This window comes from Paraburkholderia sp. BR10954 (genome assembly GCF_040965775.1).
GTDB classification, from domain to species: Bacteria; Pseudomonadota; Gammaproteobacteria; order Burkholderiales; family Burkholderiaceae; genus Paraburkholderia; species Paraburkholderia youngii.
This window is the reverse complement of record NZ_JBFRCK010000029.1, coordinates 76,433-95,519: the sequence shown is the minus strand read 5'-3', so window position 1 is coordinate 95,519 and position 19,087 is coordinate 76,433. Positions and strand designations below refer to the sequence as shown.

General features: G+C 65.7%; 17 protein-coding genes. 5 read left to right on the top strand and 12 right to left on the bottom strand.

Translation table 11 applies throughout. The features are described from left to right. Window positions 1–87: 87 nt before the first annotated feature. The 3 genes from AB4Y34_RS31035 to argG form a co-directional block, all read right to left on the bottom strand. Complete coding sequence (locus AB4Y34_RS31035; RefSeq protein ID WP_368718162.1) at window positions 88–1,641, bottom strand: transporter substrate-binding domain-containing protein; 1,554 nt, start codon at window positions 1,639–1,641, stop codon at window positions 88–90. Window positions 1,642–1,775: 134 nt separating this feature from the next. Next, window positions 1,776–2,807, bottom strand: coding sequence for a sensor domain-containing diguanylate cyclase (locus AB4Y34_RS31030; protein WP_368718161.1), 1,032 nt, complete (start codon window positions 2,805–2,807; stop codon window positions 1,776–1,778). Window positions 2,808–2,986: 179 nt separating this feature from the next. Beyond that, window positions 2,987–4,321, bottom strand: a complete 1,335-nt coding sequence (argG, locus tag AB4Y34_RS31025; protein ID WP_176384798.1) for an argininosuccinate synthase — start codon at window positions 4,319–4,321, stop codon at window positions 2,987–2,989. Between the two features lie 307 nt (window positions 4,322–4,628). Here argG and AB4Y34_RS31020 point away from each other — a divergent pair, with 307 nt between their 5' ends. Further along, a complete protein-coding gene (locus tag AB4Y34_RS31020) occupies window positions 4,629–5,846 on the top strand; it encodes an amidohydrolase family protein (protein WP_176384799.1) in 1,218 nt (405 codons plus the stop codon). Window positions 5,847–5,908: 62 nt separating this feature from the next. Then, complete coding sequence (locus tag AB4Y34_RS31015) at window positions 5,909–6,838, top strand: LysR family transcriptional regulator (RefSeq protein WP_176384800.1); 930 nt, start codon at window positions 5,909–5,911, stop codon at window positions 6,836–6,838. Between the two features lie 18 nt (window positions 6,839–6,856). Here AB4Y34_RS31015 and phnX read toward each other — a convergent pair whose 3' ends face one another. Then, the gene (phnX, locus tag AB4Y34_RS31010) at window positions 6,857–7,660 is read right to left on the bottom strand and encodes a phosphonoacetaldehyde hydrolase (protein WP_368718160.1); all 804 of its coding nucleotides are present in this window, start codon (window positions 7,658–7,660) and stop codon (window positions 6,857–6,859) included. Between the two features lie 48 nt (window positions 7,661–7,708). After that, window positions 7,709–8,962: a 2-aminoethylphosphonate--pyruvate transaminase gene (locus AB4Y34_RS31005; protein WP_217910563.1), complete on the bottom strand. Its 1,254-nt coding sequence runs from the start codon at window positions 8,960–8,962 to the stop codon at window positions 7,709–7,711. A gap of 118 nt (window positions 8,963–9,080) precedes the next feature. On the opposite strand from AB4Y34_RS31005, the gene AB4Y34_RS31000 reads away from it, so the two are divergent. After that, window positions 9,081–9,980, top strand: coding sequence for a LysR substrate-binding domain-containing protein (locus AB4Y34_RS31000; RefSeq protein ID WP_176108423.1), 900 nt, complete (start codon window positions 9,081–9,083; stop codon window positions 9,978–9,980). 115 nt (window positions 9,981–10,095) lie between these two features. Here AB4Y34_RS31000 and AB4Y34_RS30995 read toward each other — a convergent pair whose 3' ends face one another. Continuing rightward, complete coding sequence (locus tag AB4Y34_RS30995; protein WP_176384802.1) at window positions 10,096–10,842, bottom strand: glucose 1-dehydrogenase; 747 nt, start codon at window positions 10,840–10,842, stop codon at window positions 10,096–10,098. Between the two features lie 660 nt (window positions 10,843–11,502). Here AB4Y34_RS30995 and AB4Y34_RS30990 point away from each other — a divergent pair. Then, window positions 11,503–12,390: a LysR family transcriptional regulator gene (locus AB4Y34_RS30990; RefSeq protein WP_176108421.1), complete on the top strand. Its 888-nt coding sequence runs from the start codon at window positions 11,503–11,505 to the stop codon at window positions 12,388–12,390. Between the two features lie 35 nt (window positions 12,391–12,425). On the opposite strand, the gene AB4Y34_RS30985 is transcribed toward AB4Y34_RS30990, so the two are convergent. From AB4Y34_RS30985 to AB4Y34_RS30975, 3 genes are all read right to left on the bottom strand, one after another. Further along, window positions 12,426–12,797, bottom strand: coding sequence for a copper resistance protein CopC (locus AB4Y34_RS30985; protein WP_176384803.1), 372 nt, complete (start codon window positions 12,795–12,797; stop codon window positions 12,426–12,428). Window positions 12,798–12,816: 19 nt separating this feature from the next. After that, entirely contained in the window at window positions 12,817–13,749 is a 933-nt protein-coding gene (locus AB4Y34_RS30980) for a hypothetical protein (RefSeq protein ID WP_368718159.1), read from the bottom strand. 107 nt (window positions 13,750–13,856) lie between these two features. Continuing rightward, window positions 13,857–14,315 (bottom strand): DUF2946 domain-containing protein, encoded by a 459-nt coding sequence (locus tag AB4Y34_RS30975; protein ID WP_368718158.1) that lies wholly within the window; start codon window positions 14,313–14,315, stop codon window positions 13,857–13,859. A gap of 206 nt (window positions 14,316–14,521) precedes the next feature. On the opposite strand from AB4Y34_RS30975, the gene AB4Y34_RS30970 reads away from it, so the two are divergent. Beyond that, window positions 14,522–15,871: a TAXI family TRAP transporter solute-binding subunit gene (locus tag AB4Y34_RS30970; RefSeq protein WP_368595013.1), complete on the top strand. Its 1,350-nt coding sequence runs from the start codon at window positions 14,522–14,524 to the stop codon at window positions 15,869–15,871. A 27-nt stretch (window positions 15,872–15,898) separates the two neighbouring features. Here AB4Y34_RS30970 and AB4Y34_RS30965 read toward each other — a convergent pair whose 3' ends face one another. The 3 genes from AB4Y34_RS30965 to AB4Y34_RS30955 form a co-directional block, all read right to left on the bottom strand. Continuing rightward, window positions 15,899–16,810, bottom strand: a complete 912-nt coding sequence (locus tag AB4Y34_RS30965) for a ProQ/FINO family protein (RefSeq protein ID WP_368718157.1) — start codon at window positions 16,808–16,810, stop codon at window positions 15,899–15,901. 91 nt (window positions 16,811–16,901) lie between these two features. Continuing rightward, window positions 16,902–18,266 (bottom strand): ATP-binding protein, encoded by a 1,365-nt coding sequence (locus tag AB4Y34_RS30960; RefSeq protein WP_176384808.1) that lies wholly within the window; start codon window positions 18,264–18,266, stop codon window positions 16,902–16,904. Further along, a complete protein-coding gene (locus AB4Y34_RS30955; RefSeq protein WP_018434619.1) occupies window positions 18,263–18,925 on the bottom strand; it encodes a response regulator in 663 nt (220 codons plus the stop codon). Before AB4Y34_RS30955 ends, AB4Y34_RS30960 begins: the two co-directional genes overlap by 4 nt. Window positions 18,926–19,087 lie beyond the last annotated feature (162 nt).

Sequence of the window (19,087 nt, the reverse complement as noted above, 5' to 3'; positions counted from 1 at the left end):
TGATTCGGGCGCGTGCCACGATGATCACGCCGCAGCCTGGCTGCGGCACGTCGCTGCGGTGACAGCGCTTTCAGACGAGCACTTCCCTTACGTTCCGCCCTGCTTGCGCATCTGCCCGATAGCGCGAGCCCGTGCCGCCTCGGCCTCCCGGACGAGCCGGTAAGCAACATAATATTTGAAGACATTCCGCACGTACGTAGTGGGTTCGATGCCGATTTTCTCGGCGACTACGATTTCGACATTGTTGAACCACTTGTTCGGATCGAGACCGCGCGCCTGCGCCTCCTTGCGCATCCTGGCGATGTTTGCGGGTCCTGCGTTGTAGCTCGCGAATGCGAACAGCGAGCGGTCCCTTTCCGAGAAGTGAGCATCGGGAAAGTAACGGGCCATCAGCACGTCGAGATATTTCGCTCCCGCATGGACGTTGGACTCCGCCACCCTGATGTCGCCAACCGCAAGTTCCTTTCCCGTGGCTGGCATCAGCTGCATGATGCCGATTGCTCCAACGTGACTGCGCGCACTCTGGTTCAACTGCGATTCCTGATAGCCCTGAGCCGCAAGCAGGAGCGGATCGAAGCCGTATTGCGCGCCGTATTTTTCGAAAAGGCCGACCGTCTGTTTGAATCGCTTCAGCTCCGCTGACTCCGTATTGTTGGAGATCTGCTTGATGCGCTTCATTTCCTGCTGCAGACGGACTTCCGCGACACTCTGCTTTTTCACGTAATTCAGGTAGAAGTCGTTGATCGCGTCCTGTAGTTTCGGGCTCTTGAGGCGGACCGCCCAGCCGATGTAGCCTGCGTCGCGCACCGCGATGTCGTTATGCACGACGATTCCCGGCAGTATCGGCGCCCATACCTTTGCCTTCCAGTCGTCCACGACGAGGATCTGGACCAGCCCGGCATTGAGCATCTCCATCGCGTCTTCGTCTTCTAGCGCGTCGGGCAGCGGTACGAGCTTCACGGGGGCTTTGCGTTCCCTGGCAAACCGCGCGTTCAACGCTTTCAGGCTCTCGTAATAGCTGCTGCTCGGTCGCACATGGACGGTCTTGCCGCTTAGGTCGTCGAGCTTCGCGAGGGCTGGCGACTTCGGCCCGGTCACGACCACTTCGCGTACTGCTGTGCGGTCACGAGGCGACACGAAGTCGACCTGCTTCAGGCGGGCCTCCGTGACCGTCAAATTGCCCGCGGCGATGTCGCCCCGGCCCGCTATCAGCCCCGGGAGCAACTGGTCGCGCGTCGTCGGAATGATGACCAGCGTGAGCGGACGTTTGCCGAGCGTCGCCTGGTATTTCCTGTTCAGATAACGCTCGAAGTCCCGCATCAGGCCGGCGGTCAGCCCTCGCTCGTGGCCTTGCTCATTCACATAGAGCGTTCGACTGTAGGGAACCAGTACACGGATCAGCCGCCGGTCCAGCATGGCGTCGAAATCGCCGCTGAACGGTTGATTGCCGAGATCGATTTGGCGCGCGGCGGGAGTTGAGGCGGGGGCACCTGGGGCTGCCGGAACGGAAACGGCCGACGAGGCGGCCGCCGACGCGGCCGGCTGCGCAGCGGCAGTTTGCGCGGCGACGCACGTCGCAACGCCGACGGTCATGCCAGAGCAGAACGCCGCGATGAACAGCAACGTTTGAATGATGCGCATCGTAAAAAGCCCTGCTGCCGCACCCGGCGACTGCGTCGACGTTCACTACGCGCTTCGATATTGCCACGATGGCAACGATTGGAAATGGGACGTTGGTCCTATAAGCCAAGCCGCCGTCATGACGAAGACTAGAGCTACGCCATCGTCACGCGATTTCGCCCGTTATGCTTCGAGCGGTACAACGCCCGGTCGGCGCTCGCGAAACCGTCGCGATGCGCGGGCCGCGACAAGTCGCTGATACGCGTAAGCGACGCGCCTACGCTGACCGTCACCACCCCGAGCGGCGACGCGCGATGTTCGATCGCGAGATCCGCCACGCCCTGGCGCAGCGTTTCGAGCGTGTCTTCGAGCTTCGACTTCTGTGCTTCGAGCATCAGCAGTCCGAACTCCTCGCCGCCCATGCGCCCGACCACGAAGTGCTCGCTGTCGGCGGCGGCCTGCATCACCGAGGCGACCAGCCGCAGACAATGATCGCCGGCCTGATGGCCGTAGGTGTCGTTGTACTGCTTGAACCAGTCGACGTCGACGACCACCGAGCCCATCATGTCGCCGTCGCGCGCCTCTTTCCAGCGTCGCGCGATGGTCTCGAGCAGAAAACGCCGGTTGTACAACTGCGTGAGCGGATCGATCGCGGTGGCCGTGCGCATCTTCAGATCGTTTTCGATCATCGCGCGCAGGTGGTAGAACACGCCGCGCTGGCCCGCGTCGAGCCGCCCCGGTGCCGGGTCCATCGCGCATAGCGCGCCGACGATCTCTCCGTTCGGCGCACGCAGCGCGATCGCCGCGTAAAAGCGCACGAACGGATGACGCTTGACCAGCATGCATTCACCGAAACGGCTGTCGTTGTGAGCATCCTCGATCACGAACAGATCGGCGTCGCGCACCGCGTAGTCGGCGAGCGAACGCGCGCGCGTGACGAGCGGCATCGCCATGCCGACCTCGGCGCGATAGTGCTGATACTCCTCGTCGAGCAGCACGATCGCGGTAATCGCCGTGCCGGTCACACTCTTCAGAATCTCCGCCGCGTGTGTGAAGCACTCGCGCATCACCTGATCGTCGTGCAACAGCCACTCGATGACCGAAGACTCCACCTCGGGTTCGCCGCCGGCGGTCGAGTCGACTGGCATCCGGCTGGCGAGGCGGTCGATACTGTGAGCGAGTTGCACGGAAGGGTTCCAGAATGGGCTTAGCTTATGTCAACGGCATAGGCAGGCCAAACTTGAGCACAGAATGTGGGACCGCGGGCACGCGCCGGAGCGCATCCGGCGGCCCCAAAGAAAATGGGCCGGCTCTCGCGAGCCGGCCCATCGATCGATGCGACGTTGAGATAATCGGACGCGCCGCTTTACTCCTTGTCGCCCTTCACCTGCGGCAGCGCCGACGTCTCGTTCGACGACAGCAGACCCACCTGCGAGTAAATGCGCAGCTTGTCGCGCGTGTCCTTGATGTCGAGGTTGCGCATCGTCAGCTGGCCGATGCGGTCGCGCGGCGAGAACGTCGATTCGACCTTCTCCATCGACAGACGCTCGGGCTGATACGTGAGGTTCGGCGACTTCGTGCTGAGTATCGAGTAGTCGTTGCCACGGCGCAGCTCGACGGTCACTTCGCCGGTGATCGCACGCGCGACCCAGCGCTGCGCGGTTTCGCGCAGCATGATTGCCTGCGGATCGAACCAGCGGCCCTGGTACAGCAGACGGCCGAGACGGCGGCCGTTCTCACGGAACTGCTCGATCGTGTCTTCGTTATGGATGCCGGTGACGAGACGCTCGTAAGCGATATTCAGCAGCGCGAGGCCCGGGGCTTCGTAGATGCCGCGGCTCTTCGCCTCGATGATGCGGTTCTCGATCTGGTCGCTCATGCCCAGACCATGACGGCCGCCGATACGGTTCGCTTCGAGCAGCAGTTCGACCGCGTTCGGGAACGTCCGGCCGTTCAGCGCGACCGGCTGGCCTTCCTCGAAGCGGATCGTCACTTCTTCCTTGGCGATCTGCACGTCGTCGCGCCAGAACGCGACGCCCATGATCGGATTCACGATCTTGATGCCGGACTCGAGGCTTTCGAGATCCTTCGCTTCGTGCGTCGCGCCGAGCAGGTTCGAGTCGGTCGAATAGGCCTTTTCAGCCGACATCTTATAGTCGAAGCCCGACTGGCGCATGAACTCGGACATTTCAGCGCGGCCGCCGAGTTCGTCGATGAACAGCTGGTCGAGCCACGGCTTGTAGATCTGCAGGTTCGGATTGACGAGCAGACCGTAGCGGTAGAAACGCTCGATGTCGTTGCCCTTGTACGTGCTGCCGTCGCCCCAGATGTTGACGCCGTCTTCCTTCATCGCGGCGACCAGCATCGTGCCGGTCACGGCACGGCCGATCGGCGTGGTGTTGAAGTAGGTGATGCCCGCCGTCGAGATATGGAACGCGCCGCACTGCAGCGCTGCGATGCCTTCCGCGACCAGTTGCGCGCGGCAGTCGATCAGGCGCGCGCCTTCGGCGCCATATTGCGTGGCGCGACGCGGGATCGAATCATAGTCGTCTTCGTCGGGCTGACCGAGATTGGCCGTGTAGGCGTACGGCACGGCGCCCTTCTTGCGCATCCAGTGCAGCGCGGCGCTGGTGTCGAGGCCGCCGGAAAACGCGATACCGACCTTCTGGCCGATCGGAAGACTTTCAAGGATTGTACTCATAAGCAGTAGCGTTAAACTCGACGTACGGGGAGATTTGGGGGAACAGCTGAGTATCGGGCATGCCTGGCGATCAGGCAAGTTACGCGGGAGTATACCGCGAACCGCCGTCCGGCCTTGGATTTCGCCGGTTGGCGCGGCCCTCCGCCGCGATATCGGCGTGTCGAATTCCCGGGTTAATTCACGCTTTATCAGTCGTAACGGGGACCGATTTATTATCGTCTCGGGGTAGCATCGCGGGTTACGTCAACGCACCGGCCGCGTATCCTTGCACCCCGTGCACCCCGTTCACTCCCCTTGCCGACCGCTCATGACCACGACCACTCCACGCCCCACGACGAACGCCTCGCTGATCACCAACGTGCGTCTCGCCGACGGCAAGCGCGTCGAGGTGTCGATCGTCGATGGCCGGATCGCCGCGCTCGGCGCCGCTCTGCCGCGCGAGCCCGGTGTGCCAGTCGAGGACGGCGGCGACGCGCTCCTGCTACCAGGTTTCGTCGAAGGGCATACACATCTGGACAAGACCAACTGGGGCTTGCGGTGGTATCGCAACGAAGTCGGGCCGAAGCTGACCGACCGCATCGAAAACGAGCGCCGCTGGCGCGCCGAAAGCGGCCACGACGCGGGTGCGCAATCACTCGCGCTCGCGCGCGCGTTTCTCGCGGCCGGCACGACGCGGGTGCGCACGCACGTCGATATCGACACCGACGCGGGCCTGCGCCATCTCGACGGTGTGCTGGCCACGCGCGACACACTGCGCGACGTGCTCGACCTGCAGATCGTCGCGTTTCCGCAGTCGGGGCTGCTCGGCCGGCCCGGCACCGACGCGCTGCTCGATCGCGCGCTCGCCGCGGGCGCCGACGTGCTCGGCGCGCTCGATCCCGCGCTGATCGACGGCGATCCGGTGAAGTCGCTCGATCTGACGTTCGCGCTCGCCGAGCGTCACCGCAAGCCGATCGACATTCATCTGCACGAGCCCGGCGAAATCGGCGCGTTCACGCTCGGTTTGCTGCTCGATCGCGTTGCCGCGCACGGCATGCAGGGGCAAGTAGTGGTGAGCCACGCGTTCTGTCTCGGCGCGCTGCCCGAGCGCGAACGCGATGCGCTGCTCGCGCGTATCGCCGAGCTGCGCGTCGCGCTGTTGACCACCGCGCCGCCGTCGGTGCCGGTGCCGCCGCTCACGGCTTGCCGCGCGCACGGCGTCACGCTGTTCGGCGGCAACGACGGGATTCGCGACACGTGGACACCGTACGGCTCGCCCGACATGCTGGAACGGGCGATGCTGATCGCGATGCGCTACGGCCTGCGCCGCGACGACGATCTCGCGCTCGCGTTCGATTGCGTCAGCGGCGTCGCCGCGCGCGCCTGCGGATTCGAAGCTTACGGTTTGCAGCCGGGCGCCCGCGCCGATCTCGTGCTGGTCGATGCCGACACGCTCGCGCATGCGCTCGTCGCGCGGCCGGTGCGCAAGCTGGTGGTCGCGCACGGCCGCGTCGTCGCGCGCGATGGCGCGCTGCTCGCGCGGTAGTTGAACATGGGCGCGAACGCGGCCCCGCCGTGCGCAACAACAAAGACGCTTCTTGCACTCAGATGATCAATCTTTTTCAGGCCATGCAGGCTTTCGTCAAGGTCGCCGATGTCGGCAGCTTCGCGCAGGCCGCCGCGCAACTGAACGTGTCGACATCGGTCGTCACGCGCCATGTGTCGAGCCTCGAACAGCATCTCGGCATTCGGCTGTTTCAGCGCACCACGCGCAAGGTCGTGCTGACCGAGGCCGGGGCGCAATACGCGGACGGTTGCCGCGTGTTGCTCGCCGAACTGGAGGAAGTGGAATCGCGCGCGACCACGGCGTCGCGCGAAGTGGCCGGCGACCTGCGCATCGTCGCGCTCGGCAGTTTTTCGCTGTTTCGGCTGACGCCGCTGTTCGCCGAATATCAGGCGCGCTTTCCGCAGGTGAACCTGCGCGTCACGCTGACGGAAAAACGCGTCGATCTGCTCGAAGGCGGCTTCGATGTCGGCATCGTGACCGAGCATATGATCCGCTCGGAGTCGCTGGTGGTGCGGCGTCTGATCAACTCGCACGCGGTGCCGGTGGCCGCGGCCGCGTATCTGGCGCAGGCCGGTCATCCGCAAACGCCGGCCGAGCTGGAGAGGCATCGGCTGATCGCCGCGCCGTTCGACACGACCGGCCCGATGTGGATCTTCCGCAAGGGGGACGGCGACGCCGACCACGCGAGCGAGGCCGGCGACGACAGCGGCGAGAGCATCGCGATCGATGCCTCGTTCACGGTCAACAGCATGATCATGCAGAAGCAGGCCGCGCTCGGCGCGATGGGCATCGCGCTGCTGCCGCTCGAAATGGTCGAGGACGAACTGCGCGCCGGCACGCTGGTGCGCGTGCTCGATGGCTATGCGGTGCTCAATGGCGACGTGGCCGTGTCGCTGGTGTACCCGAGCCGCGAGTTCGTGCCACGCAAGGTGCGCGAGTTCATCGATCTCGCGGTCGGTTTCTTCAAGTGACGTTATCGGGCTGACGCTTCAAGGCCGCTCGCCGCGCGCGAGCCGCGCGTCGATGTCGTACACGACCGGCATTAGATCCGCGACGCTGTCGATTACGTAATGCGCGCCCGCCGCCTTCAACCTGGCCGTCGCGGCGGTGCGGCGCGCGGCGAATTCGTCGGCCGGCAGCGCCTTCACCTCGGCCTCGCTCATGCCGAACGCGTTGCCGCTCACCGCGACGCCGACCGCCCATGTGCCGCCGTTGATGCCCTCTTCGATGCCGACCTCGGTGTCGTCGACCTTGATCGCCTCTTTCGCGCGCCATACGCCGAGCTGCGGCAGCGTCCGGTAGATCATGTACGGCGACGGCCGTCCTTCCGGCGTATCGCCGGTGCACACGATGCTGTCAGGCGAGAAGCCCTGCGCGGCCGCGCCCGGCACGATTTCGTCGATGATCTCGCGGGTATAGCCGGTGGTCGTGCCGATGCGGATAGCGTCGTGACGCAGTGCGCTCGCGACTTCGGCGACGCCCGGGATCACCGCGCTATACCTCGCCGCGACCGCGATGTTCTTCGGCACGAACACGTCGTACACGGCGTCGATATCCGCGTCGGTCGGTGTATGGCCGTGACGCTCGGCCCAAGCCTGCGCGACGCGCGGCAGCGCCATCAGCGCCGCGATATGCGGCCGCTTCGCCATGCCCATCGGGCCGCGTGCTTCGTCGATCGTGATCGGCACGCCGAACTGCTCGAAGGTCTCGACGAAGGCGCCCATCGGCGCGCGTGAACCGTAGTCGACCACCGTGCCGGCCCAATCGAAAATCACCGCCTTCACATATTTCATCTGCTTGAATCCCCCGAAATTCGAATGTATTGGGTTTGCCGTCGCGGCTCAGGCCGCCTGTGCGAGCGCCTTGCGTTCGTCGAGCGCGGCGGGCGGCGGCGCCGCGTGCGTGACGCCCATCATGCGCAGCGCTTGCGCGCAGGCCTCGACCACGCGACGCATCACCTGCTCGTCGACCTGGCCGATGCAGCCGATGCGGAAACTGTCGACCACCGTCAGCTTGCCTGGATAGATGATGAAGCCCTGCTCCTTCATCAGTTCATAGAAGCGCGCGAATTCGAACGACGGATGCGCGGGCGAGAAAAACGTCACGATGATCGGCGAGCGCCAGTGCGCGCTGAGCAATGGCTCGAAGCCGAGCTCGTGCATGCCGGCCACCAGCACGTCGCGATTGTTCGCGTAGCGCGCGAGCCGCGCGGGCTGCCCGCCTTCGAGCCTGAACAGCCGCAGCGCCTCGAGGAACGCAGCCACCGTATGCGTGGGCGGCGTGAAGCGCCACTGGCCCGTCCGATTCATCACGTCCCATTGATCGTAGAGATCGAGCGCGAGCGAATGGCTGCGGCCCTTCGCTTCGGAGAGCGCGCTCTTGCGCGCGATCACGAAGCCGAAACCCGGTACGCCCTCGATGCACTTGTTCGCCGACGACACGAACGCCTCGCACGCGATCTGCCGCACGTCGAGCGGCACCGCGCCGAAGGCGCTCATCGAATCGATCAGCAGCTTGCGGCCATGCTTCGCGACCGCGGCCGCAATCTCTTCGAGCGGATTTAGGATGCCGGAACTCGTTTCGCAATGGATCGCGACTACGTGCGTGATCGACCGATCGGCGGCCAGCATGCGCTCGACTTCGACGCCGCGCGGCGGCAGGTAGTCGCCCTTGTCGAGCAGCGTGCAGACACGGCCGAGGTAGCCGAGCGTGGTCGCCGCGCGCTTGCCGTACGCGCCGTTCGCGAGCACGAGCGCATGGCCGTCGCGCGGAATCAGGCTGCCGAGCATCGCTTCGACGCAGTAGCTGCCGCTGCCCTGCAGCGGCACGCAGTCGTACTCCCCGGCGGTGTCGCCGGCGATTTCGAGCAGGCTCGCGCGCAACTGAGCGGTCATCGCGCGGAAGTCGCCGTCCCATGAGCCCCAGTCGCGCAGCATCGCCTGTTTCGTCGAGAATGCCGTGGTCAGCGGACCCGGTGTCAACAGGTATGGCTCGCCGCCAGCCGGCGCCGCGCAGGATGTCGTGCCACCGGTGACCGATGTTGCCGCGGCCGCAACGCTCAATGCCGCCGCCGAACCGCCGATCGCGCTTTCCATGTCGGGTACTCCGATATCGCTATGTCGATACCTCACACGATATAGAAACGCCGTCCATCGGTAAAATCGATATAATCGATGGCAGTATCGTTAAAACTTATCGGTCGGCGAGGCACACGTGCAGTACGCGCAATTGCGGGCGTTTCATGCGGTCGCTGAACATGGCGGCTTTTCTAAAGCGGCACAGGCGTTATCGTTGACGCAGCCGGCGGTGTCGGACCATGTGCGGCGCCTCGAACAGGATTACGGCGTCAAGCTGTTCGAGCGCGGGCCGCGCGGCGTGGAGACGACCGAACTCGGGCTGCGCCTGTTCAGCGTGACGCGGCATATGCTCAGCTGCGAGCGTGATGCGCGTCAGTTGCTCGAATCGGCGGGCGGGCTGGAGTCGGGTTCGCTATCGCTCGCGGCCGATGCGCCCGATCTCGCCGTCGCGCTGATCGGCGCGTTTCGCCAGCGGCATCCGGGCATCGTCGTCACGCTGTCGATCGCCAATGCGGCCGAGTGCATGCAGCGCGTGCTGTCGAGTGCGGTCGACGCGGCCATCACGGCCGCGCCGCAAGTGCATAGCCGCCTGCGGTCGCGCGTGTTGCGGCGCGATCCGCTGGTCGCGATGGTGCCGGCCAGCTATGCGGCCGCGAAGAAGCGCCGCCTCAGCTACGCGGAGCTCGTCGAACAGCCGATGATCTTCCGCGAACCGCAATCGGTCACCCAACAACTGCTCGAAATCGAGCTCGTGCGCGAGTCGCTGCAGGTCGAGCCGGTCATGTACGTGGATGGCCGCGAGGCGCTCGAGGAAGCGGTCGCGCAGGGAATCGGGGTCGGCGTGATTGCGCGCGCCGAGTTCAACGAGTCGCGGCGCATCCGGATGGTGCCGCTCGTCGACTGCCGCGTGCAGATGATCGAATCGCTGACGCGGCTCGCCGAGCGGCCGGGTTCGAATCTGCTCGACGCTTTTTTTGCGGTGGAATTGCCGGGAGCGGAAACCGAGGTCTCGGTCGGCGAGGTTCAACGCGCGTAGCTCGCGCGCCGTCGCTGCAACAGGCGGCGCGGCCGTTGTGCTACCGGCCCGCGCCATCCGTTATCGCGCTCAATTTGAAGAGCGGGTTGCCAGAAGCGTTGACAACCCGTCAGAGTCAGCGCGAGCCGCCGCTCGCGATCAGGCTCTCGCCCGTCAACCAGCGCGCGTCGTCCGAAGCCAGGAACGTGACGACATCGGCGATATCGTCGGGTTGGCCGATACGGCCGAGCGGCGTCGTGCTGATCGCCCACGTTTCGAACTCCGAGCCCATCACGCCGGCGGTGTGCGCGCCTTCGGTTTCGACCACGCCCGGATTCACCGAATTCACGCGGATCTTGCGCGGACCGAGTTCCTTCGCGAGCACGCCGGTGATCGCATCGACCGCGCCCTTGGTCGCCGTGTAGACCGCGGTGGTCGCCGGTGTGATGCGGGTCACGACCGAGCTCACGTTGACGATGCTGCCGCCTTCGCCCAGATGTTTGGCCGCCGCCTGCGTCACCAGCAGCAGACCCAGCACATTCACATCGAAGTGCTTATGAAAATGCGCTTCACTGATCTCTTCGAGCGTCGCGAATTCGTAGACACCCGAGTTGTTGACGAGAACGTCGAGCCGGCCATAAGTTTCGATCGCCGCATCGATGATGCCCTTCGCGTCCGCGGCCTTCGACACGTCGCCGCCAACCGCGACCGCCTTGCCGCCCGCCGCGGTGATATCGGCGACCACCTTGTCGGCGCCCGCGCGGCTCGACGCATAGTTCACCACGACCGACGCGCCTTGCGCCGCCAATGCCTTCGCAATCGCCGCACCGATGCCTTTCGATGCACCCGTTACAACCGCTACCTTGCCTGTGAGCTTGCTCATCATCGTGTCCTTTCAATGGTTCGCGCCGGCATGCCTCGCGAGAAGTCACGAGGTCCACGCCGCTGAAAGCTGGAAATGCAGTGGCGCTGTCACAGGTCGTAAATTTAGGCATCGCGTGAGCTCGGATAAAGCGGCTCGAGGCGAATTGACACGCCGCTTCCGACGAACAATCGATTCGAAGCGGATTTCGTTGGATATCTTTACGCGGGGCTCACGAAGATTTCGGGCAAATACGCGCTGATCTGGTTCGCGGTGCATCTCGTACCAGATCGATGCATGAGACTCCTACGAGTAGACGCCACGATCAGGCCCTACACACCGAAAGCGCTTTATTCACTGCGCTTTTTATTCAATGCTTGCGCAGCAGCGCGATCTGCGCCGCCACGCTCGCGAGCACCGCGAGCGCACCGAGCGTATCGAGAATAATGGACCACATGATCTCCCTCCTCCGCTATCTGCTGCCTCAACGTCATTTAAACGAATGCGCGCGGTATTGATTGAACGTCGAGGCCGAGCAGACAGATAGGGTTTGACGGTGCTGTTGCTATCATTCGTTGCCGCGGAGCGCTCCTGCGGGAGCACAGAGCCGTAAACGGACATTCAGCGCGCGGCATTCCAACACCAACCCGATCGCCGACGCATCATACCTCTGAGGCATGCATGGAATTTCGCCAACTTCGCTACTTCATCGCGGTCGCCGAGGAGATGAACATCACGCGGGCGGCCAATCGTCTGCATATGACGCAACCGCCGCTGTCGCGGCAGATCCAGCAGATCGAGGAAGACGTCGGTCTGCCGCTGTTCGAGCGCGGCTCGCGACCGTTGCGGCTCACCGAAGCCGGCCGCATTTTCTACACCCAGGCGAAACGTCTGATCGATGAAGCCGACGAGCTCGCGCCGCTCACGCGCCGGCTCGCACAACTCGCGGAGCGCATCGTGATCGGCTTCGTGCCGTCTACGCTGTATGGCGCGCTGCCCGCGGTGATACGCTCGTTTCGCGAGGCCGCGCCGCATATCGAGCTATCGCTGATCGAGATGTTCACACTCGAGCAGTTGGCCGCGCTCAAAGGCGGCCGCATCGACGTCGGCTTCGGCCGCCTGCGCTTCGATGATGCGCAACTCGCGCGCGAAGTGCTGGTCGAGGAACGGATGATCGCGGCGTTGCCGCAGGACCATCCGCTCGCACGGCAAAAGAAGCCGCTGACGCTCGCCGCGCTCGCCGAGGAAACGCTGATCGTCTATCCAAGCACGCCGCGGCCGAGCTACGCGGACCAGCAGATCTCGGCGATGCACGATCAGGCGCTGGAGCCGAAGGCGATTCACGAAGTGCGCGAGTTGCAGACCGCGCTCGGTCTGGTCGCCGCGCAGGTCGGCGTGTGTCTCGTGCCGGAGAGCGTCGAGGGCTTGCGCGCGCACGGCGTCGCGTACCGGCCGATTCCGTCGGCAAGCGCCGCGTCGCCGATCATCATGAGCCGGCGCCTGCAGGACGAATCGCCCGCGACGATGCTGATGTGCTCGCTCGCGCGGCAGTTGTTCAAGCGGGTTTGAGCGCCGCCTGCGCGAGCACGGCGCATCGTACCGCCCTACTTCACATCGAAGCCATAGTCCCCATGCGTTCGATGCCCGTCCGACGCCACCGCGACCCAATGCACGGTGTAGTGTCCGGCCGCAAGCGTCGGCAGCGGCAGCGTCATCACCGCGGGTTGCCGCGCATCCACCGATGACTTCTGCGTGCCGACCTGCTTGCCGCTCGCATCGGTGACGCTCAGCGAGCTGAACGCCGGTTCGAGCGGCCCGTCGAAGGTCACCTTGACCTGCGCGGGCGCGGCCACCGATGCGCCCGCGCCCGGCTCCTGCTTCTGCGGAAACACATGCGCGAGTGCCGCGCTCGCGAACGTCACACCGGCGATCAGTGCCGCCAGGCGCATTGCGTGATAGTCGAAGCTGTTCATCATCGTTTTTCTCCTGCACTACTCATGGAAAGAGCGGCTTGCCGAGCGTAGTCGGCGCAATATCGTCGAAGAACACATGCGCCTGCACCAGAATGCCGACGTGCGAACCGCTCGCACGGTTGATCGGAATCTGTGCCTCGACGCCGAACTGTCCGTAGCGATTGATCCAGATAAAGCCCGGATTGACCGTGCCGGTCGTCTGCCCCTGGCTGCGCGACAGCGGGACCTCGACGAGCGGGATCAGGTTCGAGAACGGCTGCGGCAGACCCGCGTCGTGCACGTGCTGCTGCAGATACGGCAGGCTGTACTGCACGGTGAAGCCGTAGATGAACGCGTTCGGCTGACCCGCGCCGGTGGTGAGCGCGGTGGCCGCCTCGGCCGTGATCGCGACCGGGCGCAGATACGCGAGCGAATCGGGCAGATCGCCCATGCCCTTGCCGATGTAGACGGTCGGCGAGATCGTCGAGAAGTTGTCGGCGATCGCTCGACTGCCAGTGCCGCCGAGCTCCGCAGTGACGCCGATCGACGTCATCAGCTCGTGCGGCTCGTTCACGTACAGCAGGTACTTGAGGCCGACGCCGAAGTTGTTGAAGCCGGCCGCGCGCGGGTTGTTCTGGAGCACGTACGCGCCGTCGATCGACACGGCCAGACGCGGCGTGATCAGCTTGTCGTACTCGAAGCTGAACGTGTTGATGCTTTGGTCGCCGTTGTCGTCAGGCACGCGCTGATGGCCGTACTCGAGGTTGGCTTCGTCGCCGACGCCGGGGTCGTCGACCGCGAGCGTCGCCGGGAAGACGCGGTTGCCGGCGATCGCGTGCGCCTGCGCGATGGACGGCGCGGTGATCAGGCCTACGACGCCGCACGCGGCGTAAGCGGTGTAGGCGACATAGGTGGCGGCCGCGATGAGCGGCGCCGCGCGCGGCGGACGGCCACCGCGCGTTGCTGATGTGTGCATGAGTGCATCCTGTCTGTTCGGTGATGACGAGGCCGGCGCGCGCCGTCGAACGGACGCGCGCGAGCAAGCGCGATGCTCGTAGGCGCATCGCGTCGTAAGGATTCGGATCAGGAAGCGGAAGGCGGGGCGCGGGGCTGCGCGAAGGTCAGCGGTTCGACACGGCGCACGCTGTTATCGCGCGTCACGGCCGTGTGCTGGCGCGCGCGGACCGCGGCGACGAACAGCATGCCGACGCTCGGCATCACCGGCAGATGCGCGAGCAGGCTGCAATAGCCGCAGGCATCGCCGGACATCTGCGCGTGCTTGTCCGTGGGATTGCCGGTGTCGTCGGTGTTGTCTGGCGGGTTGGCGATGGCCTGGGTGAGCTCGGGCGTGTCGTCCTGCATCCGCATGCCCGGCATCGACGCCATGTCGTCCATCGACGCCATCTGGCAATGCTCACCCATCATCGCGTCGGCATGGCGATGGGCGGAGAGCGTCTGCGAGATCGTCGGCGCGAGCGTCGCCAGCAGGATCGCGAGCGATCCCAGCCAGCTGCCGATCTTCCGATACCGACGATTCAACATGCGCCCAGCGACACTCCGCGAGTTGTGAAGTCCACTACTGCCAGACCGCGATTTGCGGCAAATTATGCCATGTACGCGCTATTCTCCGGCCGCGGACTGCAGGCTCCGTCGAGCGCCGCGCGCCCGGTCGATAGAACGAACCGCTACGGCAAAGCCACCGCGCACAGGCGACAATGCCTGCTCCCGGCTTCAAGCACGGAGTATTCATGAAAGCGCAACGTCCGCGTCCTCCGCACTTTTCCGCCGAACTTACGCGCGCCGAATGGCGCGAGCACCTGCTGCCCTACTTCATCACGGCGCTGCTGATCGCGTTCGCGATCGTGCTGATCGTCTGGATCGCCAATCCGGCGCCGCCGCGCACGATCACGATCAGCGCCGGCCCGCGCGACAGCTCGTTCGTCGTCACTGCGAACCAGTACCGCAAGATCCTCGCGCGCAACGGCATCCGCCTGAACGTGCTCGAATCCGATGGGTCCGTGCAGAACCTGCAGCGGCTGCTGGACCCGAAGCAGCAAGTCGATATCGCGTTCGTGCAAGGCGGGGTGGCCCAGGGGCTGGATACGTCGTCGCTGGTGTCGCTCGGCAGCGTGTTCTATGTGCCGATCGTCGTGTTCTATCGTGGCGCGGCGCTCACGCAACTGGCGCAGCTAGAAGGCAAGCGGATCGCGGTCGGCCGCAAAGGCAGCGGCACGCGGCTGCTCGCGCTGCAACTGCTCGCGGCGAACGGCATCGAGCCAGGCGGCGCGACGACGCTGGTGCCGAGCGACGGTCTGCAGGCCGCCACGCAGCTAGTCGCCGGCGAGGTCGACGCGGCGCTTCTGAGCGGCGACTCGGCGACGCGCGGCCTGATGCTGCGGCTGTTGCGCGTACCCGGCATTTCGGTGATGAATTTCGACGAAGCCAGCGCCTATACGCGCGTGTTTCCGTTTCTCGACCAGATCGACCTGCCGCCCGGCGTGCTCGACCTGAAGCGGCGCATCCCGCCCGAGACCGTGCATCTGATCAGTCCGACGGTCGAACTCGTCGCGCGCAGCACGCTGCATCCGGCGATCTCGGATCTGCTGATCGAGGCGGCGCAGGAAGTACATGGCGCCGCGGGCCTGTTGCAGCACGCCGGCCAGTTCCCGACACCGGTCGAGCACGAATACCGGATCAGCGAGGATGCGCAGCGCTATTACCGGACCGGCAAGGGCTTTTTGTATCGGACGCTGCCGTTCTGGCTCGCGAGCATCGGCGATCGCACGCTGGTCCTGCTGTTGCCGGTCGCCGTGCTGCTGTTGCCCGCGATGCGGGTGATTCCGGCGCTGTACCGGTGGCGGGTGCGCTCGCGCATCTATCGCTATTACGGTTCGCTGATTGCGATCGAGCGGCACGCGCTCGCCGGCGCAACCGACGAGGAGCGCACACAGCTACTGGGACAACTGGACGAGATCGAGGCGGCGCTGAACCACCTGCGTATGCCGCTAGCGTATGCGGATGCGTTTTATGTGCTGCGGGAGCATGTGGGATTCGTGCGCAGCCGGCTGACGGCTGCGCCGCACGTCATGGCCTCGTGAGCGAGGCCGCGACGGGTTATGCCAGGCTTAGGCCTGGGAGGGAGTGGAAGCTTGCGTCTCGTGTTGGGCGCTGGTTTGCGCCTGGGTGTCCGCGCTGCCGGCGGCATTCGGTGCTACCGCTTCCGGCGTTGCAGCAGCGGCATCCGCTTGCGGAACCGCCTGTTCCGCGACTGCCGCTACGACTGCTTCGGCCTGCGGCTCGTCGGCGGTCGCCTTCCCGGACGGTGACGGTGTACCGGCATCGGTCGGAGCACTCGCGCTTGCCGTCGCCGCGGCGGCCTTCTGCGCGCCCTTCGCCGCACGATGCGCGAGCAGGCGCTGCGCACCGGCCGCTTCCTGCGCCGTAACCTTGCCGGCTTCGACACCCGCCAGATCGACGCGCGCGGCGCCTTCGACGAGGCTCTTCCAGTAGCGCCCGCCACGGCACCACGTCTTGATCGCGTCGCGCAGCTCGGCTTCGGTCAGCGACAGCTCCTTCGCATGCACGACGAGATCTTCGAAAACGCCGATCTTCAGCGGCAGCTTCGGGGCCGGATTCTTTGGGAAAGCGATCGGGAAACGCTTTTGCAGACGACCGATCGAGCGCACCACCGGGTCCACCGGCTTGGCGTCCACCGCCGCCGGCCTGGCGGGCGCGGCGCCCTCGGGTGCGGCGTGGCGCGGCTGCGGGCGGCCGGGTCGCGTGCCCGGCTTGCCGTCCGGCCGACCACCGGCCTTCGCGGCCGGCTTTCCGCCGGGCCGGCCACCGGACTTCGTGCCCGGATTGGCGCCACGCTCGGCGTTAGAGCCACGATGTGCCCCAGGATTTGAAGCGGGGTTGCCAGCGGACTTCGAAGCGGGGCGCGCAGCCGATTTGCGATCGGGCTTGCCGGCGCCCTCGGCGGCGGCTCGCGCCGCGGCCAGTTGCTTCTTCAGTTCAGCGAGTTGTTCGAAACCCATAGTGCACAACCAATCTGTCGATCTGTAAAAATGAGATTGTAGCAGCGTGCGCCTATATGCTTGTGACAACCGCTAGCCGCAATGACGATCGTTAATTCGCGGCCGTGACGGGCGCATCGGCGGCGGCCGCGTGCAGCCCGGTGACCGACACCCGCAAGCCCGGCGCGCCGACATTGTTGCGCAGCGACAGCCCGAGCTGATGCCGCTCGGCGATCCGCGCGACGATCGCGAGACCGAGCCCGCTGCCCTCGCCCTTCGACTCCTCGCCGCGATAGAAACGGTCGAACACGCGTTCGAGCTCCGCCTCCGGAATCCCCGAGCCGCTGTCGACGACCTCGAAGCCAACCCGCTCGCCCGTGCGCCGCAGCACCACGTCGACACGGCCGCCCCGCGGCGTATGACGAATCGCGTTGTTGATCAGATTCCCCAACAACACGCTGATACTGTGCGGCTCGGCGAGCACCGTGTAGGCGTCGTTCGGTGTGCGCGCCTGTTCGCATTCGAGGCCCAGATCGATCTCGCGCAGCTCCGCGAGCACGGAACAATCGCTGACCGCCTGCTCGCCGATGCGGCGCAGGCTGACCGGCACCGTCGACGTGACCGGCTGCGCGTCTTCGCGCGCCAGCGTCAGCAATTGCTGCACGAGGTGGATGATCCGGTTCACCCGATTTTCGACACGCTCGAGCGTCTGCCCCTCGCCCCTCAGCGAGCCATCGCGCGACGCCGCCTGCAGTTGCAGCTTCAGCGCCGCGAGCGGCGAGCGCAGCTCGTGCGCGGCATCGGCGATGAACGTGCGCTGCGCCTGCGACGCCGTATGCAGCCGTTGCAGCAGATCGTTCAGCGCTTCGACGAGCGGCCGGATTTCGACCGGCATGTTGCCGTCGAGCCGCAGCGGTTCGAGCGAATCGATCGAACGCGTCGCGAGCGCGCGCGACAGCCCGCCGATCGGCGCGAGCCCGCGCGCGACCACCAGCAGCACCAGCGCGATCGTCACCGGCAGCAGCACGCCGAGCGGCCACAGCGTGTGCAGCGCAAGATGCAGCGCGAGATCCTCGCGCACCGATACGGGCTGCGCGACCTGCACGTAGCGGTCTGGCTGCGCGACGCCGAAGACGCGCCAGTGGTACTCGCCGCGCGGCACCGTGTGGAAGCCCGGCGCCAGACGCTCGAACATCGGCGTCTGCGCGGAGTGATAGACGAGCGTGCCGCTCTGGTCCCAGATCTCGATGACGATGCGGTCGTCGGCCAGATCGCCGAGGTCGGGGGCGCGACGCTCGCGCAGGCCCGCGCCGCTCAGCGACGACGGCAGCGACAGCGCGACCGTGCGCAGTTCGTAGTCGAACAGCTCGCTCGCCTCGCGCCGTGCGGTATGGAAGATCGCGAAAGCCGCGACCAACGAGGTCGCCGCCATGCCGAAGATCAGCCAGCCGAGCAGCCAGCGGCGAATCGACGTCATCCGCACCTCTTCAGTCGGTAGCCGACCCCGCGCACGGTCACGACCTGGTCCGCGCCGATCTTGCGCCGCAGACTGTGCACATGCACTTCGATCGTGTTGCTGCCGACTTCTTCGCCCCAGCCGTACAGCTTTTCTTCGAGCTCGGCCTTGGTGAACACGCGGGTCGGCTCCTCGATCAGCGCCTGCAGCAGCGCGAATTCTCGCGGCACCAGCGGCAGCGGCACGCCGTCCTTGGTCACTTCATGCGCGGCGGGGTCGAGCGTCAGTTCGCCGTGGCTGTAGACCGGCTGCTTCTGGCCGGTGCGCCGGCGCAGCAGCGCGCGAATGCGCGCGGCCAGTTCGTCGAGATCGAACGGCTTGATCAGGTAGTCGTCGGCGCCGGCGTCGAGACCGCGGATGCGTTCGTCGATCGCGTCGCGCGCGGTCAGGATGATGACCGGCGCCGCGCCGCCGTTGCGGCGATACGCGTTCAGCACGTCGATGCCGTCTTTTTTCGGCAGGCCGAGGTCGAGCAGTACGAGGTCGTACACGCCGTTGTCGAGCGACAGTTCCGCCGCGCGGCCGTCCTCGGCCCAGTCGATCGCGTAGCCGGCGCGGCGCATCGCGCCCAGCACCGATTCCGCGATCATGTCGTCGTCTTCGACCAATAGCAGGCGCATGGTCTCTCCCCTCCTTGCTGCGGTTTTAGCCGCCGCATTATCGGCCCCGGCAGCTTAACGAACCCTTACGGGGTACTGATGACGCCGCCGATTTCGAGCGGCTCGGGTCACGCGATTCGACGTTAAGCCTGTCTTAAGCGCGCGCTGCGGAAAATTGGCTCC